Origin of the sequence: Stenotrophomonas terrae (assembly GCF_039674165.1) — a bacterium.
Lineage (GTDB): Bacteria > Pseudomonadota > Gammaproteobacteria > Xanthomonadales > Xanthomonadaceae > Stenotrophomonas > Stenotrophomonas terrae_A.
On record NZ_JBDJMY010000002.1, the window covers coordinates 1 to 20,609 of the forward strand.

At 62.8% G+C, this 20,609-nt stretch carries 18 protein-coding genes; all 18 read left to right on the forward strand.

Translation table 11 applies throughout. The features are described 5' to 3' along the window. Positions 1 to 274 precede the first annotated feature (274 nt). The 18 genes from ABE493_RS01125 (at position 275) to ABE493_RS01210 (ending at position 20,563) form a co-directional block, all read left to right on the forward strand. A complete protein-coding gene (locus ABE493_RS01125) occupies positions 275 to 1,462 on the forward strand; it encodes a flagellin (RefSeq protein WP_346496467.1) in 1,188 nt (395 codons plus the stop codon). Between the two features lie 230 nt (positions 1,463 to 1,692). Continuing rightward, the gene (fliD, locus tag ABE493_RS01130; protein ID WP_346496469.1) at positions 1,693 to 3,048 is read left to right on the forward strand and encodes a flagellar filament capping protein FliD; all 1,356 of its coding nucleotides are present in this window, start codon (positions 1,693 to 1,695) and stop codon (positions 3,046 to 3,048) included. 101 nt (positions 3,049 to 3,149) lie between these two features. Beyond that, a complete protein-coding gene (gene fliS, locus ABE493_RS01135) occupies positions 3,150 to 3,572 on the forward strand; it encodes a flagellar export chaperone FliS (protein ID WP_346496471.1) in 423 nt (140 codons plus the stop codon). Beyond that, positions 3,572 to 3,883, forward strand: a complete 312-nt coding sequence (locus tag ABE493_RS01140) for a hypothetical protein (protein WP_346496473.1) — start codon at positions 3,572 to 3,574, stop codon at positions 3,881 to 3,883. Before fliS ends, ABE493_RS01140 begins: the two co-directional genes overlap by 1 nt. After that, positions 3,880 to 4,452 carry a PilZ domain-containing protein gene (locus ABE493_RS01145; RefSeq protein ID WP_346496475.1) on the forward strand — a complete coding sequence of 191 codons (573 nt, stop codon included), beginning with the start codon at positions 3,880 to 3,882 and terminating at the stop codon, positions 4,450 to 4,452. The genes ABE493_RS01140 and ABE493_RS01145 overlap by 4 nt, the downstream gene beginning before the upstream one ends. 78 nt (positions 4,453 to 4,530) lie before the next feature. Then, positions 4,531 to 5,163, forward strand: a complete 633-nt coding sequence (locus ABE493_RS01150) for a response regulator transcription factor (protein ID WP_346496752.1) — start codon at positions 4,531 to 4,533, stop codon at positions 5,161 to 5,163. Positions 5,164 to 5,424: 261 nt separating this feature from the next. After that, positions 5,425 to 6,834, forward strand: coding sequence for an RNA polymerase factor sigma-54 (gene rpoN / locus ABE493_RS01155; protein ID WP_346496477.1), 1,410 nt, complete (start codon positions 5,425 to 5,427; stop codon positions 6,832 to 6,834). 14 nt (positions 6,835 to 6,848) lie between these two features. Continuing rightward, entirely contained in the window at positions 6,849 to 7,229 is a 381-nt protein-coding gene (locus ABE493_RS01160) for a response regulator (RefSeq protein ID WP_346496479.1), read from the forward strand. Beyond that, positions 7,222 to 8,709 carry a sigma-54 dependent transcriptional regulator gene (locus ABE493_RS01165; protein ID WP_346496481.1) on the forward strand — a complete coding sequence of 496 codons (1,488 nt, stop codon included), beginning with the start codon at positions 7,222 to 7,224 and terminating at the stop codon, positions 8,707 to 8,709. The genes ABE493_RS01160 and ABE493_RS01165 overlap by 8 nt, the downstream gene beginning before the upstream one ends. Positions 8,710 to 8,874: 165 nt before the next feature. Then, the gene (gene rfbF, locus ABE493_RS01170) at positions 8,875 to 9,645 is read left to right on the forward strand and encodes a glucose-1-phosphate cytidylyltransferase (RefSeq protein WP_346496482.1); all 771 of its coding nucleotides are present in this window, start codon (positions 8,875 to 8,877) and stop codon (positions 9,643 to 9,645) included. Beyond that, the gene (gene rfbG, locus ABE493_RS01175; protein ID WP_346496483.1) at positions 9,642 to 10,700 is read left to right on the forward strand and encodes a CDP-glucose 4,6-dehydratase; all 1,059 of its coding nucleotides are present in this window, start codon (positions 9,642 to 9,644) and stop codon (positions 10,698 to 10,700) included. The genes rfbF and rfbG overlap by 4 nt, the downstream gene beginning before the upstream one ends. Continuing rightward, positions 10,697 to 12,049 carry a lipopolysaccharide biosynthesis protein RfbH gene (rfbH, locus tag ABE493_RS01180; protein ID WP_346496485.1) on the forward strand — a complete coding sequence of 451 codons (1,353 nt, stop codon included), beginning with the start codon at positions 10,697 to 10,699 and terminating at the stop codon, positions 12,047 to 12,049. The genes rfbG and rfbH overlap by 4 nt, the downstream gene beginning before the upstream one ends. Continuing rightward, positions 12,046 to 14,313 (forward strand): N-acetylneuraminate synthase family protein, encoded by a 2,268-nt coding sequence (locus tag ABE493_RS01185; protein ID WP_346496487.1) that lies wholly within the window; start codon positions 12,046 to 12,048, stop codon positions 14,311 to 14,313. Before rfbH ends, ABE493_RS01185 begins: the two co-directional genes overlap by 4 nt. Positions 14,314 to 14,391: 78 nt before the next feature. Beyond that, positions 14,392 to 16,176, forward strand: coding sequence for a thiamine pyrophosphate-binding protein (locus ABE493_RS01190; protein ID WP_346496489.1), 1,785 nt, complete (start codon positions 14,392 to 14,394; stop codon positions 16,174 to 16,176). Continuing rightward, on the forward strand, positions 16,173 to 16,865 hold the full coding sequence (locus ABE493_RS01195; RefSeq protein ID WP_346496491.1) for a class I SAM-dependent methyltransferase: 693 nt from the start codon (positions 16,173 to 16,175) through the stop codon (positions 16,863 to 16,865). Before ABE493_RS01190 ends, ABE493_RS01195 begins: the two co-directional genes overlap by 4 nt. Continuing rightward, positions 16,862 to 17,785: a nucleoside-diphosphate sugar epimerase/dehydratase gene (locus tag ABE493_RS01200; protein ID WP_346496493.1), complete on the forward strand. Its 924-nt coding sequence runs from the start codon at positions 16,862 to 16,864 to the stop codon at positions 17,783 to 17,785. Before ABE493_RS01195 ends, ABE493_RS01200 begins: the two co-directional genes overlap by 4 nt. A 28-nt stretch (positions 17,786 to 17,813) precedes the next feature. Continuing rightward, positions 17,814 to 19,109, forward strand: coding sequence for an FkbM family methyltransferase (locus tag ABE493_RS01205; protein ID WP_346496495.1), 1,296 nt, complete (start codon positions 17,814 to 17,816; stop codon positions 19,107 to 19,109). Between the two features lie 59 nt (positions 19,110 to 19,168). Beyond that, positions 19,169 to 20,563, forward strand: coding sequence for a glycosyltransferase family 2 protein (locus tag ABE493_RS01210; protein WP_346496497.1), 1,395 nt, complete (start codon positions 19,169 to 19,171; stop codon positions 20,561 to 20,563). The last annotated feature ends 46 nt before the right edge of the window (positions 20,564 to 20,609 follow it).

The window sequence follows — 20,609 nt, forward strand, 5'->3', positions numbered from 1 at the left end:
CGCCGCTATGTTGAGTTGGGTTTTGCTTTTTTTGGGGGGGGGTTAACACCCCCCTGCTTCGGGGCGGCCCCCGCTCCCACATGCTTGTCCAAGGCCCGCTCGCCGTTGGACAGCGATTTTTGTCAATCCGAACCTACAGCAGCCCTAAAGCGCGGGAGGGTGCTGCCGTTATTGATATCAGCAGCGGTACTGCGGCCCCAACGGCACCTCCCACTGCACTCAGTACCGGTCAGGTTGAGCTGCCGGATCAAACGACAAAAAGGAATCCGAAACCATGGCACAAGTAATCAACACCAACATCATGTCGCTCAATGCTCAGCGCAACCTGAACACGAGCGGCAGCAGCCTGGCCACCTCGATCCAGCGCCTGTCGTCGGGCCTGCGCATCAACAGCGCCAAGGACGACGCCGCCGGTCTGGCCATCTCCGAGCGCTTCACCACCCAGATCCGCGGCCTGGACGTTGCTACCCGCAACGCCAACGACGGCATCTCGCTGGCCCAGACCGCGGAAGGCGCGATGGTCGAAATCGGCAACAACCTGCAGCGTATCCGCGAGCTGGCTGTGCAGTCCTCGAACGCCACCAACTCCTCGACCGACCGCGAAGCGCTGAACTCGGAAGTCAACCAGCTGCTGAAGGAAATCGACCGCGTCTCCAACCAGACCAGCTTCAACGGCACCAAGTTGCTGGACGGCAGCTTCTCCGGCGCGCTGTTCCAGGTTGGCGCTGACTCGGGCCAGACCATCGGCATCAACAGCATTGTCGACTCCAACATCGACGCGCTGGGCCGTGCAGGCTTCGCCGCGACCTCGACCTCGACCGCAGCACTGGCCTCGGGCGCTGCCACCGCAGCCGGCTCCATCGGCGGCATGAGCGTCAACGGCATCGCCATCGAAACCGTCAAGGTTGCTGTCGGCGACACGGGTGCAGACGTCAGCAAGAAGGTTGCTGCCGCGATCAATGAGAAGATGGACCAGTCGGGCGTGTATGCATCGCTGGACAGCACCGGCAAGCTGAGCATGACCTCGGTCAAGGCCGGCAAGGACTTCACCTTCACCGATGCAACGCAGACCGCTGCCACCGGCCTGGCCTATTCGGGCACCGGCATCGCCGCAGGCACCGTCGCCGCCAATGCTGGCGCCGGCACCAAGTTCCTGAAGGACCTGGACATCTCCAGCGTCGCCGGTTCGCAGCAGGCCCTGGAAATCGTTGACAAGGCACTGACCTCCGTCAACAGCTCGCGTGCCGACATGGGTGCGATCCAGAACCGCTTCAGCTCCACCATCTCCAACCTGTCGACCACCTCGGAAAACCTGTCCGCCTCGCGTAGCCGCATCCGTGACGCTGACTACGCCAAGGAAACCGCCGAGCTGACCCGCAACCAGATCCTGCAGCAGGCCGGTACCGCCATGCTCTCGCAGGCCAACAGCTCCACCCAGAACGTGATGAGCCTGCTGCGCTAATCACACTGCGGCGCCGGTGGATCGGCGCTACCAGTGACGTTTCCGGAACCCCCGCCAGCTGGCGGGGGTTTCGCGTTTGCAGCGGGCGCGGCCCAGGCGACGCCGATCAAGGCACGCCGCTTGCATGGTGTGCACGGCAACCGTCGCCGTCTGCCTAAAGTTGCTGGGCAGGCGTGCCGATACAAGGGATAGCTGCACAGGCGTCCTTCCGCCTAGAACAAGGAAACACAATGGCCACCTCCTCTCTCGCTGCTGTCGGCTCCGGCCTCGACATCCCGACCATCGTTGCCAAGCTGGTCGCTGCCGAGCGCAAGCCGGCTGACAACCGGATCAATTCGCAGGGCACCGCGGCCACGGCCAAGCTGTCTGCGCTGGGCAACATCAAGAGCTCGTTGAGTGGCCTGCAATCCTCGTTGGAGGCGATGGTCAAGAGCGCGGACATCCGTTCCTACAAGGCCACGGTGCCAGAGGGTTCGGGTTTCAGCACCAGCATCATCACCGATGCCAGCTCCGGCAAAACCCTGGCAACCGCAGGCACTTACAACGTCGAAGTGCTGAGCCTGGCGACCACCCAGAAGCTCAGTTCCGGCGCGTTCGCCGCCGATGCGTCAGTAGGCGACGGAACCTTGACGGTAGCCTGGGGCGACAAGACGCTGGATGTCGATATCGCCGAAGGCTCGACGCTGACCGAAATCGCCGCAGCCATCAACAAGGCGGCCAACGGCAAAGGCGTCAACGCCACCATCATCACCGCCAGCGACGGCCAGCATCTGGTAATGAATGCCGTCAACGCCGGCACCGAAGGTGCACTGAAGGTAACCACCAGCGGCGGCAACGGCGGCCTGTCCGCACTGACCTGGGACGGCGCTGCAGGTGGCATGGCACAGACTACGGCGGCCACCAACGCCAAGGTCCGGGTTGACGGCTTCGAACGCGAGTCCAGCAGCAATTCGATCACCGACATCATTCCCGGTATCACCCTCAACCTTAGCAAGGCCGAGGTAGGTACCACCCGCACGCTGACCGTGGCCCAGGACAACTCGCCGCTGAAGATCAACCTGCAGGCATTCATCAGTGCCTACAACGCGACCAACAGCATGCTGAAAAGTGCCACCAGCTATGACGCCAAGAATGACAGGGCGTCCACGCTGACCGGCGACTCGATGATCCGCGGCCTGCAGCAGCAGATGCGCAGCCAGCTCAGTGCCAACGTCGTCGATCTGAAGGCGCTTGGTGTTGCGATCAACAAGGACGGCTCGCTCAGCTTCAGCGCTACCACCTTCGACAAGACCGTCGCCGAAAATCCCGGCGCAGCCGAAGCCCTGCTGGGCAGCAAAGGAAACCTGTCCAGTGGCATGACCAGCATGCTCAAGAGCAACCTGGACAGCACCGGCACCCTGACCCAGCGCACCGATTCGCTCAACAAGCAGATCAAGAAGCTCGAGAAGGACCTGGATGCGCTGGATGCGCGCATGGAAAAGGTTTCCGAGCGCTACACCAAACAGTTCACGGCGATGGACAAGCTGGTCGCGGGGATGCAGAGCACCAGCAACTACCTCAGCCAGCAGTTGGCCTCCAAATCCTGACAACCGCGCCCTGCGGGCGCAGCGACACTCATCCACCAACCACCACCTGCCGCTGCGACGAGCCACTCGCGTAAGGGCTGAATCAAAGGAGTCCCATCCACATGTACGGTGCCAACCGCCACTATGCCGAGCAGTACCGCAAGGTCGGCGTTTCCAGCCGTGCCATCGATGCGGACCCCCATCGTCTGGTTGCGCTGCTGCTTGAAGGCGCCGGCGAGCGCATCCGGCGTGCCGAAGCCTGTCTGGCTAGCGGCGACCAGGCCTTGAAGGGCAAGGCCATCGGCGAGGCCTGCGCCATCATTGGCCACCTCAACGGTTCGCTGGACCATGAGGCCGGTGGTGATGTGGCCGGTAATCTGTCGGCGCTATACGAATATGTACTGCACCGCCTGACCGAGGGTAACCTCAACAACGACGTCAATGCCCTGCAGGAGTCCTTGTCGCTGATGACCGAGATCGAATCCGCCTGGAACGCCATCCCCGCCGAGCAACGCGGCATGCCAAACGCCGCCGGGGCACGGTGATGTCCACTGCCGCCAGCCAGGCCCTGGATGCCCTGCACGCAGATCTGGATGCCTTGAAGAACGCCATCGACGCCGAAGATCACGATCGCGCCGAACAGATTGTTGCCGCGCATGATCAGCGCCTGCGCGGCTATATCCAGGACAACGGCGCAGCGGGTGCGGCAGACGCTCTGCAGCACCTGCTGGAACAACAGCACAGCCTGACCGGGCGGATGCGCGAACTGCGCGACGAGGCGGCCGCACACCTGCGCGCCGAACGTCAGTCCACCCGCGTGGCCAGTGCCTATCTACAGGCTGGAAGCCTGGCATGAACAGCACCGGCATCGACCACCCCGCAGAAGCCGAGCTGTTCGACGACACGCTCAGTTGCGAGTTGTCGCTGCCGGTGGAATTCCAGGCCGGCGCTACGCTGCAGCGCCCGGGCAGTACCGAGATGCTCCTGCGCAGCATCGCGCTGGTCGAAGACGCACGCAATGCGGATGACGGCAGCGACGAGCGCAACGACAACAGCCTGCAACTGCAGCGACTGGAAGCACGGCTGGATCTCACCCTGGTCCTTCTTGGGCGCCTGCTGCAACGCGACGCACCTGCTGCAACGGCTGCAGCGCTGCGCTGGTCACGGCATGGTCTGCGCCTGCAGCGTGAGCAGCTTGCCGGTTACGCGGCAGGAACCAAGGGTGTGGTCCGTTTGCAGCCGGCCGAGTGGCTGCCTGACCTGATCGAGCTGCCCGTCGTGGTGCTGGCCGAAGCAACCACCGCCGCTGGCCCGCAGTTGTGGCTCCGCCTGGACGCCCAGAACGAGGCCTTGCTGGCTGCCGTTGAGCGCCACCTGTTCCGCCTGCACCGCAAGCAGATCGCCGATAGTCGCCGTAACCGGTGAGCAGATTGCATGGTGCTGCGCTGGCGCCTGCGCCCCCGCTCCGCTAAGGTGCAGCCTTCTGATATGACCCGGTCTCCCGTGCGCGTTCTTATTGTCGACGACCACACCTTGGTTCGTGCTGGGCTTACCCGGCTGCTGCAGACATTTGACGGAATCCAAGTGGTGGCCGAAGCCAGCAATGCCGAACAGGCATTGGAAATGGCGCTTTTTCATGTGCCAGACCTGATTTTGCTTGATCTCTCCCTGCCCGGCCGTTCCGGCCTGGAGGCACTGACGGACATCCGCCAGCGCTTGCCGCATGCGCGTGCGGTGATGATGTCCATGCACGATGACGCCGCCCATGTGCGAGATGCACTTGATCGTGGTGCGGTTGGCTTTCTGGTCAAGGATGCGGCTCCGGCGGAACTGGAACTGGCCCTGCGCGCCGCGCATGCCGGGCAGGTTTTCCTGAGCCCGCAGATCTCGGCAAAGATGCTGGCGCCGTTGATGAACAAGGAGCGCGCTACCGGCATCGGCGCTCTGTCGCCGCGACAGAAGCAGATCCTGCGGCGTCTGGGCACCGGCCAGACCACCAAGGAAATCGCCGCGGACCTGGGCATCAGCATCAAGACCGTGGAAACCCATCGGGCGCGGATGATGGAATCCCTGGGCTGCCGCCGCGCCAATGACCTGCTTCTGATGGCCGTACGCCACGAAAACGAGCTCGGTTGATGTCAGTAGTCCGGACAAAGTGAATCTGCGTCACGGAAACCGAAACCCGTCACCTGACTTGACGGATGCAGTGAAATCAACAAGTTGCATCACAGCACCGGCATTGGCGCGCCAATTTACCGACGCAATGTAGGGGTTACACCTACATGAGGTAGGGGGGATTACGACAGCTATCAGGTCGACACCTATTACCGTCCCGACATGAAGCACGCAAGATGCGTTCCACAACGCGGCCATCAACCGGGCGCAACGGGAACCTGCATGAAAGCTTCACTGTCTACCCAGCTGGGACAACAACTCCACCTCACCCCTGCCCTGCTGCAGTCGATTCGCCTGCTGCAGCTCAATGGCATGCAGTTGGAGCTGGAAGTACGTCAGGCGCTGGAGAACAACCCGTTGCTGGAACTGCAGGAGCTGGCTGAAGAAGCGCCAGCGGCCGTTGCCGCTGATGACGCTCAGGCCGACACCGCTGCATTCGACGAACTTCCCGAAAGCAACCTGTGGGATGTCCCCGGCGCCAGTTGGAATGCCGCCGACGAGGACCGCATGGCCCGCGTGGCCGCCGGCGAGTCCACCGATCCGCAGCTGCGCGTCCTCAACGCACTGGCGCTGGAACTGGACGAGGCCGATCTGGCCGTCGCCGCTTTCTGGTTGGAACACTGCGACGAGGCAGGTTACCTGCAGGCTCCGCTGGCGCAGCTGACCCAGCTGGCCAGTGCCCGCCTTGATCGGACGGGCGCAGATATCGAAGCCATCCGCCAGCGCCTGTTGCAGGGCGAGCCTGCCGGCATGGCTGCCGTGAACCTGCATGAGTGCCTGCTGGCACAGCTCACTGCCCTGCCCGGCCGGGTGCCCGCACGCCACCTGGCCTGCCGCCTGCTCGATGCCGACATGCAACTGCTGGCAAACCATGACTATGCGGCGCTGGCGCTGGCCCTGGACGCGGAAGTCGCCGATATACACGAAGCCTTCCGCCTGATTCTGTCGCTGCAGCCACGGCCGGGCGAAACCCTGCTGCCGCAGCAGGAAGCCAGCGTCATCCCCGACGTGGTGGCCTGGCACGCCGACGGCCAGTGGCGGGTAGCGCTGAACCCGGCAACCACCCCGCGCCTGGCGATCAACAGCAGTTATGAGCGGGTTGTCGCCGACAGCAGTGGTGAGTCGGCCCAGCCGCTGCGCGAAATGCTGCAGGAAGCACGCTGGCTGACCCGTGGCCTGTCGATGCGCTACGACACCCTGCTGCGCACCGCGCGGGTCATCGTCGAGCGCCAGGCCGCGTTTCTGGTCAATGGCGATGAATGCATGGCGCCATTGACCCTGAAGGAAGTCGCCGACCTGATCGGCATGCACGAATCCACGGTCTCGCGGATCACCTCGGGCAAGTACCTGCAGACCCCGCGCGGCACCTTTGAATTGAAGCACTTCTTCGCCGTTCGCCTGGAAGGCGCCAGTGTCTCCGGCCAGGCCGTCAAGGCAATGGTCAAGCGCCTGATCGACGCCGAACCGCCCGCCCGCCCGCTCGCCGACGAGGCCATTGCCGGCCTGCTGTCACGTCAGGGAGTGAACATTGCACGCCGGACCGTCGCAAAATACCGCGAACAGCTTGATATCGCCCCGGCACGCGAACGTCGCCGCCAGAGCAGCAAGCCCCAGCTGGCCCGTGTGGGCTGAGACCAAGGATTCCCATGAACAAGCTCACCGTAGTGCTGGTCGACGACCATGAAGGTTTCATCAACGCCGCCATGCGCCATTTCCGCAAGATCGACTGGCTGGAAGTGGTCGGCAGTGCCGCCAACGGCCTGGAAGCGATCGAGCGTTCCGAAGCCCTGCGTCCGCAGGTGGTGCTGATGGATCTGGCCATGCCGGAAATGGGCGGCCTGCAGGCGACGCGCCTGATCAAGACCCAGGACCAGCCCCCCTACATCGTCATCGCCAGCCATTTTGATGACGCCGAGCATCGCGAACACGCGTTGCGCGCCGGTGCTGACAACTTTGTCAGCAAGCTGTCTTACATCCAGGAAGTCATGCCCATCCTGGAAAGTCTCAAGGTGCAGGAAAATGAGTGAGTCACGCATTCTGGTGATCGACGCCGACGGTGTGCGCGCCGAGCGCACGCTGGCGCTGTTGGAGTTCATGGACTTCAACCCGCGCTGGGTCAGCGACGCACAGGACATCGACGTCAGCCGCCACCGCAGCAACGACTGGATGGCGGTGGTGGTCGGCGCACTTGAAGATGCCGACCGCGCTGCCGGTTTCTTCACCTGGCTGGCAAGTACGTCTTTGCCGCCGCCGATCCTGCTGGCCGAAGGCGACCCGCTGGCGTTCTCACGCCACTATGGCCTGCACGAAGCCAATGTATGGCCGCTGGAACAGCCGATGCGCCATGCGCAGATGGAAGCCCTGCTGCGGCGCGCCAGCCTGAAGCGGCTCGATGCCGAGCACCAGGCAGGCAATACCGATGACAGCGGCCCGACCGGGCACAGCCCGGCAGTACGCGAGCTGCGCCAACTGATCGACCAGGTCTCCAATTTCGACACCACCGTGCTGGTGCTGGGCGAATCCGGCACGGGCAAGGAAGTGGTCTCGCGCGCCATCCATCAGCGTTCGCCGCGCCGCGACGGCCCGTTCATTGCCATCAACTGCGGCGCGATCCCGGCCGACCTGCTGGAAAGCGAACTGTTTGGCCATGAGAAAGGCGCCTTCACCGGTGCGCTGAGCGCCCGCAAGGGCCGTTTCGAAATGGCCGAAGGTGGCACCCTGCTGCTCGATGAAATCGGCGACATGAGCCTGCCGATGCAGGTCAAGCTGCTGCGCGTGCTGCAGGAACGCAGCTTCGAGCGCGTTGGCGGCAACCAGACCATCCGCTGCAATGTGCGGGTCATCGCCGCCACCCATCGCAACCTGGAATCGAGCATCACCGACGGCAAGTTCCGCGAGGACCTGTTCTATCGTCTCAACGTGTTCCCGATCGACGTGCCGGCGTTGCGCGAGCGCGCCAGTGATCTTCCCGAGCTGGTCGAAACCATCGCTGCCCAGCTTTCGCGTACCGGCCGTGGCGAAGTCCGTTTCGCGCCCGAAGCACTGCAGGCACTGGCCGGCTATGCCTGGCCCGGCAATGTGCGCGAACTGACCAATCTGGTCGAGCGCCTGGCCGTACTGCATCCGGGCGGCACCGTGCGCCTGCAGGACCTGCCCAGCCGTTACCGCGGCGACAAGGCCATCCTGGCGGCTGCCCGTGCCGAGGACGAACGTCCGATGCTGTTTGGAAAGCAGCCCGCCGCGATGGAAACCTCCGCAAACCCGGTTGCAGGCCTGATCAACCAGATCGCCGCGCCGGATAGCACCAGTCAGCTGCCCAATGAAGGCATGGATCTGCGCGATCACATGGCCAACATCGAGCTGACCCTGATCAACGAAGCACTGGAGCGCACCCAGGGCGTGGTCGCCCATGCCGCCCAGCTGCTTGGCCTGCGCCGCACCACGCTGGTTGAAAAGCTACGCAAGTACGGCATCGAGCGCGATTCGGTCGAGACCGCCAGCCAGTAACAACCTGTGGCCGGCGATGCTTTCGCCGGCAAATGATCACGCCGGGGCAGTTACCCCACGCTTGCGTGCACGCACTGAAGTTGCCGCCCCGCTGCGGCACGAAACTTGCAGCTTCAGTCACATCGTTCGCTGCCCCGACTGCACATGAAGCCCGCCGTTACTGGAATGAAAGCCGTCATCCTGGCCGGAGGCCTGGGAACCCGCATCAGCGAGGAGTCCCACCTGCGCCCCAAGCCGATGATCGAAATCGGCGGCAAGCCGATCATCTGGCACATCATGAAGCTCTACACGCATTTCGGTATCACCGACTTCGTCGTGTGCCTGGGCTACAAGGGCTATGTGATCAAGGAGTATTTCGCAAACTACTTCCTGCACATGTCCGACGTCACCTTCGACATGGCCGAAAACCGCATGCAGATCCACAACCGCAACGCCGAGCCGTGGCGGGTGACGCTGGTGGATACCGGTGACAGCACTTCCACCGGTGGCCGCCTGAAACGTGCGCGCGATTATCTGGGCAGCGACACGTTCTGCCTGACCTACGGCGACGGCGTGGCCGACATCGACATTTCCAGTCTGGTCGACTTCCACCGCCAGCACGGCCGCCTGGCCACGGTAACGGCGGTGCAGCCGCCGGGCCGGTTTGGCGCGCTGGATATCACCGGCACGCAGGTATGTGGCTTCAAGGAGAAACCATTGGGCGATGGCGCCTGGATCAACGGTGGCTTCTTCGTGCTGGAGCCGGGCGTGTTCGATTACATCGAAGGCGATGCGACTACCTGGGAGCAGGAGCCGATGCGTCAACTGGCCGACGAAGGTCAGCTGATGTCCTTCCTCCATCACGGCTTCTGGCAGCCGATGGACACCCTGCGTGACAAGACCCTGCTCGAGGAACGTTGGTCGCTGGGCAAGGCGGAGTGGAAACTGTGGCAGTGACTTCGGATTTCTGGCGCGGGCGTCGGGTCTTCATCACCGGCCACACCGGCTTCAAGGGCACTTGGCTGGCGCTGTGGCTGCGCCAGCTGGGCGCTGATGTTCATGGCTACGCCCTGCCCGCACCTGCGGGTGATTCGATGTGGCAGGCGACCGGGCTGGCTGCGCTGATCGACACTGAACTGGCCGACATCCGCGACGCCGAGCGTTTGACTGCCGCAATGGCGCGGCAGCAACCCGAGCTGGTGCTGCATCTGGCCGCGCAACCCTTGGTACGGGAGTCGTACCGGACGCCCGCAGACACCTGGTCGACCAATGTCACCGGCACCCTCAACCTGCTGCAGGCGGTGCGCCAATGTGACAGCGTTCGCGCCGTGCTCGTGGTCACCACCGACAAGTGCTATGACAACCGCGAATGGGTCTGGCCTTACCGCGAACAGGACGCGCTGGGCGGTCACGATCCCTATAGCAGCAGCAAGGCAGCCGTTGAGCTGTTGTGCGCCTCCTGGCGTGCCTCGTTCCTGCAGACGCAGGGCTTGGCCCTGGCCACCGCACGCGCCGGCAATGTGATCGGCGGCGGCGACTGGTCACCGGAGCGGCTGCTGCCCGACATCCTGCGCCAATGGCAACAGGATCAGCCCGTCACCCTGCGCTACCCCGGCGCCACCCGCCCCTGGCAACACGTGCTCGAATCCCTGCACGGGTACCTGCTGCTGGCAAAGGCGCTGTTGAACGGCCAACAAGGCGCGGATTCCGCCTGGAATTTCGGCCCGGATGCTGCCGATGTCGCCAGTGTCGGTGCCGTCGTCGCGCAGTTGGCGCAGCTGTGGCCGGGCAAGCCGCAGTGGCAGATCGACGCCACGCCGCAACCGCACGAAGCCGGCTTGCTGTCCCTGGATTCGGCCAAGGCACGGCACTTGCTTGCATGGAAACCACGATGGTCGCTGCCACAGGCACTGGCACAAACCGTGCGCTGGCACCAGGCATGGCTGGCCGGCGAAGACATGCAGCGTCACACCCTCACCCAGATCGAAGATTTCCAGAACAGCACGCGATGAACCACGACGAACTCCAGCTGCGCCATCAGATAGCCGAACTGGTCGGGCAATACGCCGACCGTCATCTCGCCACGCCTGCCTTTGTCCCCGGCAGCAGCACGGTGGCGCCGTCCGGCAAGGTCATCGGCGCCACCGAGTTGAAATCGATGATGGAGGCGGTGCTGGATGGCTGGCTGACCACCGGACGTTTCAACGATGCCTTCGAGAAGAAGCTGTCGCGTTACCTCGGCATCCGCAACGTACTCACCACCAACTCGGGTTCTTCCGCCAACCTGCTGGCGTTCTCGGCGTTGACCTCGCCCCGCCTTGGCGAACGCGCCATCGGCAAGGGCGATGAGGTGATCGGCGTCGCCGCCGGTTTCCCGACCACCGTCAATCCAATTCTGCAATGCGGTGCGGTGCCGGTATTCGTCGATGTCGAGCTGGGCACCTACAACGTAAACGCCGCGCTGATCGAAGCGGCGATCACCCCGCGTACCCGCGCCATCATGCTCGCGCACACGCTGGGCAACCCGTTCAACCTGGCCGTCGTGCGCGAGCTGTGCGACCGTTACGGGCTGTGGCTGATCGAGGATTGCTGCGATGCGTTGGGTTCAACCTATAACGGCAAGCTGGTGGGCAGCTTCGGCGATATCGGCACGCTGAGCTTCTATCCGGCCCATCACATCACCATGGGCGAAGGCGGTGCGGTATTCACCGGTTCGCCGCGCCTGAAGCGCATCATCGAATCCTTCCGCGACTGGGGCCGCGACTGCTATTGCGGGCCCGGCACCGACAATACCTGTGGCCAGCGCTTCGACTGGCAACTGGGCGGTCTGCCTGAAGGCTACGACCACAAGTACACCTATTCGCACCTGGGCTACAACCTGAAGATCACCGACATGCAGGCCGCCTGTGCACTGGCACAGATGGACCGCCTGGAAGGCTTCATTGCTGCCCGCAAGCGCAACTTTGCCTGGCTGCACCAGCGCCTTTCCGGCAGCACCGAACAGTTGATTCTTCCGCATGCAACGCCCGGCAGCGACCCCTCTTGGTTCGGCTTCCCGATCACCCTGCGTGATGGCAGCGGCGTGCTGCGCGAAGACCTGTTGCGCCACCTGGACAGCCACAAGATCGGCACCCGCCTGCTGTTTGCCGGCAACCTGACCCGCCAGCCCTATATGCAGGGCCAGAACTACCGGGTCAGCGGTGAGCTGCCGGTAACCGACAAGGTCATGAAAGACACCTTCTGGATCGGCCTGTGGCCGGGCCTGAGTGAAGACCAACTGGAATACGCAGCCGCTTGCATCGAAGACGGACTGCGGACCGCGCGCACGCGCCCACGAGCTGCCGTCGGAGCCGACGCATGAACCAACTTGCGCAGAAACTGAGCCTCTTACCCGACAGCAGCATCCTCGATGCGATCAAGCTGCACGAGGCTGACGCATTGAAGACCGTGTTCGTCATCGACGGGCAACAACGCGTGCTTGGCGTCGTTACCGATGGCGATATCCGCCGCTACCTGCTCAACGGCGGGCAGACCAGCCAAGCCGTCACCGCCTGCATGAACCAGGCCTTCCATTCCGTCAGTGATGATGCCGACCGCGATGCGCTGGCCGATGCCTTCAACCTCGGCTATGGCGCGATACCGGTGCTGGATCGCCTTGGACGGCTGCTCAGTGTCCATACCCGACGCTCGAGCACCATTGAGCTGAATGGCTTCGCGCTCGGCGGCGAGCGGGTGTTCGTCATCGCCGAGATCGGCAACAACCACAACGGCTCCGTAGAACTGGCCAAGCGCCTGATCGATGCATCCATCGCTGCCGGCGTCGATGCGGTCAAGTTCCAGCTGCGCGACCGGCAAGCACTGTACCGTCGTCAGGCGGATGGATCGCGCGCGGAAGACCTGGGTGTCGAGTATCTGCAGGATCTGCTGGACAAGGTCGAACTGAGCCTGGACGAGCACCGGCAGCTGCGCGCTTACTGCCGCCAGAAGAACATCACCTACCTCTGTACCCCGTGGGACGAGCCCAGCGTGGATGCGCTGGCCAGCTTCGACGTGGCGGCGGTGAAGATCGCATCAGCCGATCTCTGCAACCCGTATCTGATTGCCAAAGCTGCAAGCCTGGGCAAGCCGCTGATTCTCTCCACCGGCATGTCACACGAACACGAGATCATCCGCACCATCAAGCAACTGCGCGAGCTCAGGGCGCCTTTCGCCTTGCTCCATTGCAACAGCGCCTACCCGGCCCCGGAATCCGACATCCAGCTTGGCTACATGGGGCGTCTGAAGCAGTTGCACGGACTGGTCGGTTACTCCGGTCACGAGCGCGGTACCGCGATTACCTTGGGGGCCGTCGCACTCGGGGCAAAACTGGTCGAACGCCACATCACCCTGGATCGCGCCATGGAGGGTCCGGATCACCTGGCCAGCCTGGAGCCGAACGAGTTCGGCCAACTGGTCGAAGGCATCCGCCAATTGGAAGCCGCATTGCCCTGGCAACGACCGGGACGGCGCCTTTCCCAGGGCGAACTACTCAACAGGGAAAATCTCGGCAAAAGCGTGATCACTACTCGGCCCGTGCGTGCCGGTACAGTGTTTGCAGCCGACATGCTGCGTGTCGCCAGTCCCGGCCAGGGCTTGGCCCCGTATCGGTTGCACGAGCTGATCGGCAAGACCGCAATGCGCGACATCGCCGAAGCGGGCTTCCTGTACGAAAGCGACCTGGATGCGCCGCGCAGTGAAGAGCGCCTGGCGTTCTCACTTCCCATCGCCTGGGGTGTGCCGGTGCGTTACCACGATTTCCTCGACTACCGGCGCCGCATCGAACCCGATCTTTTTGAATTCCATCTTTCCTATCGCGACCTGGGCCTGAAACCGCAGCGGTTCCTCGATGAAGTCGCATGCCGCCGCTTGGTGGTCCACGCACCGGAGCTGTTCGAGAACAGCGAACTGCTGGATCTGGTTGCCGACGACCCTGGCTGTCGCCGCCGCTCTATCGACAATCTGCAGCGGGTGGTGGACGCTACGTTGCAGATTGCCGAGTTCTTTCCGCATGCAAAGGAACGCTTGATCATCGGCAATGTCGGCGGTTTCTCGGCCGATGCGCCGCGCCCACGACATACACGCGCCGCCCTGTACGAACGCTTCCATGACTCCTGCGCGCGCATAGACTTTGCTGGTACCGAGCTGATCCCGCAGAACATGCCACCGTTCCCCTGGCACTTCGGCGGCCAGCGTCACCAGAACATCTTCATGATGCCCGACGAGCTGGCTGCACAAGCGCACGAACATGGTCTGCGCCTGTGCCTGGATCTCTCGCACCTGCAGATGACCTGCTTCCACTTCAATCTGGATTTCCAGCAGGCACTGGAGCAACTGTTGCCCTACTCCGCCCACCTGCATGTCGCCGATGCCAAGGGAGCCAATGGTGAAGGCGTCCTGATGGGTACCGGCGACATCGATTGGCCACGCGCCTGGCAAACAATCACTCGTCATCCACATGCCAGCTTCATTCCCGAGGTGTGGCAGGGCCACAAGGACCATGGGGCCGGCTTCTGGGCGGCGCTGAAGTTCCTTTCCCACCTCCCTGCAACGCGACCGGCACGCCAATTGCTTGCATCGTGTGCGTGAGCTGCAGCAAACGCTGCAAGCCTTTCTCGCGTACCGGCATCACTGCCCGCCGCACTTCAACTCGATACGGAACCATCAATGCGCGTCGCTGATTACATCATGAGCCGCTTGGCCGACCTGGGCGTCGGGCAGGTTTACTTCCTCCCGGGCGGCGGGGCGATGCATCTTAATGATGCGCTCGGCCGCCATCCGGCATTGGAACCGGTGCTGTGCCTGCACGAGCAGGCCGCTGGCGTCGCCGCCGAGGCGGCAAGCAAACTTCGTGGCGGCCCGTCCGCCTGCATGACCACCTGTGGGCCGGGGGCGACCAATGCAGTCACCGCCGTGCTCGGTGCATGGCTGGACTCATCGCCGGTGTTCTTCATCTCCGGCCAGGTCAAGAGTGCCGACCTGAAGGGCGACAGCGGCCTGCGCATGCTCGGCGTGCAGGAGGCAGACATCGTCTCCATCGTCGCCCCGATCACCAAGCACGCCGTGACCCTGACCGATCCGTTGGCGGCGGCCGAGGTGTTCGACCAACTCGAGCAAGCGGCGCTGAGCGGTCGCCGAGGGCCGGTATGGCTGGACATACCATTGGACATACAGGCCGCGCAGATTGATCCGGCCCAACTCCGTCGCGCACTGCCATTGCCAATCACGGCATCGGCGGATCTGCAGGAGCCAGTGGCAAAGACCATCGAACTCCTGCGCAATGCCCAGCGTCCTGCCTTCATCGCCGGCAGCGGTATCCGCATGGCGGGCGCTGTGGAGGAGTTCCGCAATCTGTTTGAACAAGCGGGAATCCCCGTGCTGCCAACCTGGTTGGCCATGGATGTCATCGAAGACGATCATCCGCTGTATGGCGGTCGGCCAGGTTCGATTGCACCGCGCTGGGCGAACTTCACGTTGCAGAACTGCGATCTGCTGATCGTGCTGGGCTCGCGTCTGGACATGGCGCTCACCGCCTATAACCACGCAAACTTTGCGCCCAATGCCAGAAAGGTCGTGGTGGATATCGACGCAGCCGAGATCGCCAAGCTGAAAATGCCGATTGACGTTGCCGTCGTCAGCGATGCAAAACCATTCATACATGCCCTGAACGTTGCAGTACAAACCGCCACCCTGCCCGACTACCAGCAATGGCATCGTCGCATCGCCGAATGGCGCAGCCGCTACCCCTTGCTGGGTGCCGAGCACGCAGACGACAGCAACGGCGTCAGCATGTACTACTTCACGGACCGGCTCTCCCAACAACTGGCCGAGGGTGATGTGATCGCACCGGGCAGCTCCGGGTTTGCCGCCGAACTGTTCCTGCTCAACCTGCGTCTGAAGAAGGGCCAGCGCTGCTTCCACAATCGTGGCACCGGCTCGATGGGCTTCGGCATACCCGCAGCAATCGGCGCCTGCATGGCATCCGGACGTACCCGGACCATCTGCGTGGAGGGCGACGGCGGCCTGCAGATGAACGTCCAGGAGCTCGCTACGCTGGCCGCGCTGGCGTTGCCGGTCAAGTGCTTCGTGGTCAACAACCAAGGCTATGCCTCCATCCGCACCTCACAACAGATGCACTTCCAGTTGTTGGTTGGCGCGGACAGCAGCAGTGGCATGCGCTTGCCGGAACTGGAGCAACTGGCCAAGGCATATGGCGTGGCCTATGCCCGCATCAGTTCGCATGACGGACTGGAACAACAGTTGCAAGCCGTACTCGACAGCGCGGGGCCGGTGCTGTGCGAAGTAATGGTCTACCCGGAAGAACCCCGTGTCCCGCGCGTGATGACTCGCATCAACGCGGATGGAAAACCCGAATCGGGAACCCTACAGGACCTCTACCCCTTCCTTCCTGCCGACGAGTTGGCTGCCCAGATGAAGGCGTCCGTGCCATGATTACCTACTGCGACAGCGCCACGGCAACTAGCGACGCAGCGCTCATGAATGATCCCCTGCCCTTCGATGCCAAGGCGGATCATTGGGCCAATTTCTACCGTAGTGGCAACGCAACGGCGCCCGTCTATCCCTCTCAGTTCGCAGCATTCGCAATCAATGAGCTGTCTGATATCGACGGAATCGTCGAGTTTGGCTGCGGCAATGGAAGGGACAGCCATTTCTTCGCCAGCAACGGGGTCCCGGTACTCGCCCTTGACGCTGCCGAAACTGCCATCGCCTTGTGCATTGCACGCAACCAACATAGGCATGCGCGCTACGTGGCCAATCGTGCATCCAAGGCGCGGGCCGAAGTGGAGGGCTTCGTTGCTGGCAAGAACAGGATCGCTGTCTATGCGCGATTTTTCCTGCACGCCATCGACGCCAAGGAACAGCACGCCTTCCTGGCAATGACCAGGCAGGCGATTCCGGCCGGTAGTGTGCTGCTGCTGGAATATCGAACCACGGATGATGCCGCCGGTGACAAGGTGTTTGGTCATGACCACTATCGCCGCTACCTGGACCATCTGGGTGTGCTTTCCGCGGTGACCGCAGCAGGCTTTGATGTCCGCTACCAGATAGAAGGACGTGGCTTGGCCAAGTATGGCAACGAAGATGCAATGGTCGGGCGCTGCGTGGCGGTGAAGGCATGAGCGTCGTCCCGCAAGCATTGGCCGGAAAGCGCCTGGTCCTGTTTGGTGCCGGACGCGTCGGGCAAGGTTTCGCCGAAAACTTCGCCACACTGAATGTAGTGGCCTTTGCCGACAATGACAGCAGCCGGCACGGCAGCCAGATCAGAGGCTTGCCCGTTCTGGCGCCGGAGCAGATCAGCACGTTCGACTACGACCTGGTGGTGATCACCACTGGTTGGTGGAAGAGCATCTCCACGCAGTTGCAGGTACTGGGCATTCCCGCAGACAAGGTCACATTGCCACCGAAAAGCATGCTCGCCGTCAACCATGGCAAGCACCCTTTTTCCGACGCAACCACCAAGCACTTCGCGGTCAGGCTGATCCATGCCATGGACGACGCGATGACAAGGTATGGCTTTCGCATGTGCCTGGACTTCGGCACTTTGCTGGGTGCCGTGCGTGAGAACGACTTCATCGCCTGGGATGACGACATCGACTTCACGCTGGTCGACCAGGACCTGCACATCCTCGTAGACAACCTGTCTGCGATCAAAGCCTCGCTTCCGTTGCTTCCTGGAACCTGCGTGGACGTTGCAGTTTTCACGCAGGATTGCAGTCCCGCAGCGGTTGTACTGACCTTCCAGAACGAAACCGACGCGGAAGTCATCATTCCTTTCGAGATCGGAATACTTCGCCGCGTCTTCGAAGATGGCAGCGCGATAACCACCGGTCTTGGCACCGAGTTCATCGCCCCAGCGCACCACTTCCGCGACTACGATCAAATGCGGTTCCTCGACCGCAGCCTATATGTGCCCCATCAGACCGAAGCCTATCTCGACTTCGTCTATGGCGACTGGCGAACGCCGAAGAAAGACACCACCCTGGCCGAGTACCCCATGCGCGAACCCGGCTATCAACGACCTGGCAAGGTCTCGATCTGACCCACCCCTCCCAGCTGGAAACACCCCCGTGCACGTCCCCGCTCAGTACGCCCACCTGCAGGAAGATCACCCCCACATCCACACGATCGCGGGTGGCTTGGCGCTGCAGGTTGTCTGGTCGCGACGCCAGCACCTGGCCTGCCGTGACCAGGTGGTGATTGACCACCCTTCGCGGTTGTCGATCCTGGACCGGTTGGATGCCTATCCGAACGTACAGGCGATGCTGTCTGCAGACGCGTTGCCGCGCCTGCAGCAACGCGGTCAACAGCTGCGCGCGGAACTGAACCGGGGAATCTATATCTTCGGCGCTTACAAGATCGGGATGCGGCTGGCGAGGATCGCGCGCGAGCACGGCGTTGCAGTGATCGGCTTTCTGGACAATGACCATGGCAAAGAGGGTCAGCAACTGGAAGGCTTGCCGGTGCATCACCCGCGATCCATTCCCCTGCAAGCGGCTACGGTTGTCATCGCCAGCGGCCAGCACAGCAATGCGATCCTCTCCCAGCTGGCGCAGCAGTACCCTGCATCGCAGCTGCTGAACATGCACGAGTTCCTCTATGCATTGGATGCCGATCACGTCACCGGCGCCTTTGCCAACACGGCCGAAGCCCCAGCCCGCGACCCACTGCCGCACCTGTCCGCATTCCTGCGACTGGACGATGAACACTCGCGCCAGGTATTCGACGCTCTGATCGGAATGCGTCTGCAGCTGGCCACCGGCCCCGCAGCCGCCATCAGGTCACCGCAGCAGCAGGAGTACTTCGAACCTGCCTTTGTAAGCCGCGAAAAGGCAGAGCGCTTCGTCGACGGCGGGGCAGCCGCAGGCGACACACTCTGCCGGCTGGAGGCAGTGCATGGGCCGGTTCAGCAAGCATGGCTGTTTGAACCGGAGCTTGCGCCGTACTACGAGGCACTGAAGAACTTTTCATCGCGCGCAGAAGTTGCGGTATTCAATATGGGGCTGGATGCGACTCCCACGCGTGCCGTCTATCAGCGCAGCCTGTCCTATGACATCGCCGACGAGCTCAGCTATACCTTGCCGCGCGACATCGCATCATTCATCCAGGGCACGCCGCTGGACGCGCTGGCATCCGGGCAAATCGGCCTCATCAAGCTCGACATCGAGGGCATGGAAGCCAGGGCCATCCGTGGCGCCAAGAACATCATTGCGCGCGACGCACCCACCTTGGCGATCTGCGCTTACCACCACGCAGACGACTATTGGCAGTTGATGGATGAAGTGTTGTCGATCCGCCCGGACTACAAGGTCGGCATGCGCCTGTACGCCGACGTTCTCGAAGACATCACCCTCTATTTCCATTGATCCGCTCCCTGGTGCGGCCAGCAAGCCGTCCCCGGAACGACGCAATTCTGCGAGCCACCATGACGATTCCGCTTACGGTCGCGCTGACCACCTACAATCGCTGCCACTATCTTCGGCAGGCGCTTCCCGCGATTCTCGGCCAGACGTACGGGGATTTCGAACTGCTCGTTCTGGACAATGGAAGCACCGACGAGACCCCTTACTACGTACTGGAGTGCAAGGACAGCCGCTTGCGCTACATCCGCAACCCACCGGGGCACACCTCATCCTTCAACAGCATCTCGGCTCAGTGGATCGCGCGCAGCGAGCGCCTCCTCATCACCCATGACGACGACATCATGGAACCAAAGATGCTGGAACGGCAGATGGCGCTCATTTCCCAACGTCCGGATCTGACCGCCATCTGGACCAACAAGAGCATCATCGACGCGGACAACAACCAGATTCACCCCTGGATCACCCCACCCGGCCCGACCCGCATCTTCGAACAGGGGGAATACATCGCCAGGGTTACCGAGGAACGCCTGTGGTATCCGGCCAGCAGCATGATCTTCATGCCCCACCTGCTTTCGACGAACACGCTGCTGCGTACCTATCGTGGCGTCAAGGATAGCCGTCAGCGCCCGATAACCATCGGGGCGGGGGAACACGTCCGTACCGCGCTGATGAACCTGAAAGGACCGGTTGCATTCCTGAACGAGCCGCTGCTTCGCTACCGCCAGCACGGCGTTCAGGAGACCCAGGACGTGCATCTCGCACGTGCTGCAATGCATACGTTTCAGTCACTCCGCAAACTGGTTCGGAAGACAAGCTACCGCGAGCAATACGAACCGATGTTCGATGCGCAGATCGCGCGTTTCCAGGCCCAGGACCTCATCCTGCAGCAGCAGAAAGCCACATTCGGGCAGTCCGTCCTGCGCCGGCTGGAAGCACTTCTGCTCAAGGGTCTGGACGGTCTTGGCGAGAATACGCGGGTCGCGCAACCGCTGCTCCCCTTGTTGGTGCTGCTGCTGCAGAGCGGACGGGTCGACATCGCCACGCGCGTACTTGATCGAATGCAGGCTCCTGCAGCCGATGCCACCACTGCAATCCGCTTGTTGTATCGATGGGCGGCTCATGTCCGTGCAGGGAACAATATCTTCAGCCACATGCGTGGACAGCGTGTGGTCATTCTCGGTAGCAGCCTGTTGGCCGCCCTGCTGGTGATCGAGGCACGCAACGCCCAGGTGGAAGTGGTGTGCTGCCTGGACTCCAACCGTACCCGACAAGGCACGTCTTGGCTCGGTCTGTCCGTGGTTCCTCCGTCCTGGCTGGCCAGCCGCGAGGAGACAGTGGACGCACTGGTCTTCAGCTCCGAGCGCGACCACGAAGACAAGTTGCTGATGATGGTACGCAGCCATGACCCGGAGTTGCCGGCGTTGTCCTGGAAAAGCCTCGTCGAGGACGTTAAGTGATCCGCCGCGCCGGCTCCACCGGCTGCGGTCGCAATCAGGTGGTCGA

What these genes read in the sequence shown, in the direction of transcription:
- ABE493_RS01195 (WP_346496491.1), top strand. Translation starts at nt 16,173, where the DNA reads ATGATTACCTACTGCGACAGCGCCACGGCAACTAGCGACGCAGCGCTC.
- rpoN (WP_346496477.1), top strand. Translation starts at nt 5,425, where the DNA reads ATGAAAGCTTCACTGTCTACCCAGCTGGGACAACAACTCCACCTCACC.
- fliD (WP_346496469.1), top strand. Translation starts at nt 1,693, where the DNA reads ATGGCCACCTCCTCTCTCGCTGCTGTCGGCTCCGGCCTCGACATCCCG.
- ABE493_RS01145 (WP_346496475.1), top strand. Translation starts at nt 3,880, where the DNA reads ATGAACAGCACCGGCATCGACCACCCCGCAGAAGCCGAGCTGTTCGAC.
- rfbH (WP_346496485.1), top strand. Translation starts at nt 10,697, where the DNA reads ATGAACCACGACGAACTCCAGCTGCGCCATCAGATAGCCGAACTGGTC.
- ABE493_RS01200 (WP_346496493.1), top strand. Translation starts at nt 16,862, where the DNA reads ATGAGCGTCGTCCCGCAAGCATTGGCCGGAAAGCGCCTGGTCCTGTTT.
- ABE493_RS01185 (WP_346496487.1), top strand. Translation starts at nt 12,046, where the DNA reads ATGAACCAACTTGCGCAGAAACTGAGCCTCTTACCCGACAGCAGCATC.
- ABE493_RS01140 (WP_346496473.1), top strand. Translation starts at nt 3,572, where the DNA reads ATGTCCACTGCCGCCAGCCAGGCCCTGGATGCCCTGCACGCAGATCTG.
- ABE493_RS01190 (WP_346496489.1), top strand. Translation starts at nt 14,392, where the DNA reads ATGCGCGTCGCTGATTACATCATGAGCCGCTTGGCCGACCTGGGCGTC.
- ABE493_RS01210 (WP_346496497.1), top strand. Translation starts at nt 19,169, where the DNA reads ATGACGATTCCGCTTACGGTCGCGCTGACCACCTACAATCGCTGCCAC.
- ABE493_RS01160 (WP_346496479.1), top strand. Translation starts at nt 6,849, where the DNA reads ATGAACAAGCTCACCGTAGTGCTGGTCGACGACCATGAAGGTTTCATC.
- ABE493_RS01125 (WP_346496467.1), top strand. Translation starts at nt 275, where the DNA reads ATGGCACAAGTAATCAACACCAACATCATGTCGCTCAATGCTCAGCGC.
- rfbF (WP_346496482.1), top strand. Translation starts at nt 8,875, where the DNA reads ATGAAAGCCGTCATCCTGGCCGGAGGCCTGGGAACCCGCATCAGCGAG.
- fliS (WP_346496471.1), top strand. Translation starts at nt 3,150, where the DNA reads ATGTACGGTGCCAACCGCCACTATGCCGAGCAGTACCGCAAGGTCGGC.
- ABE493_RS01165 (WP_346496481.1), top strand. Translation starts at nt 7,222, where the DNA reads ATGAGTGAGTCACGCATTCTGGTGATCGACGCCGACGGTGTGCGCGCC.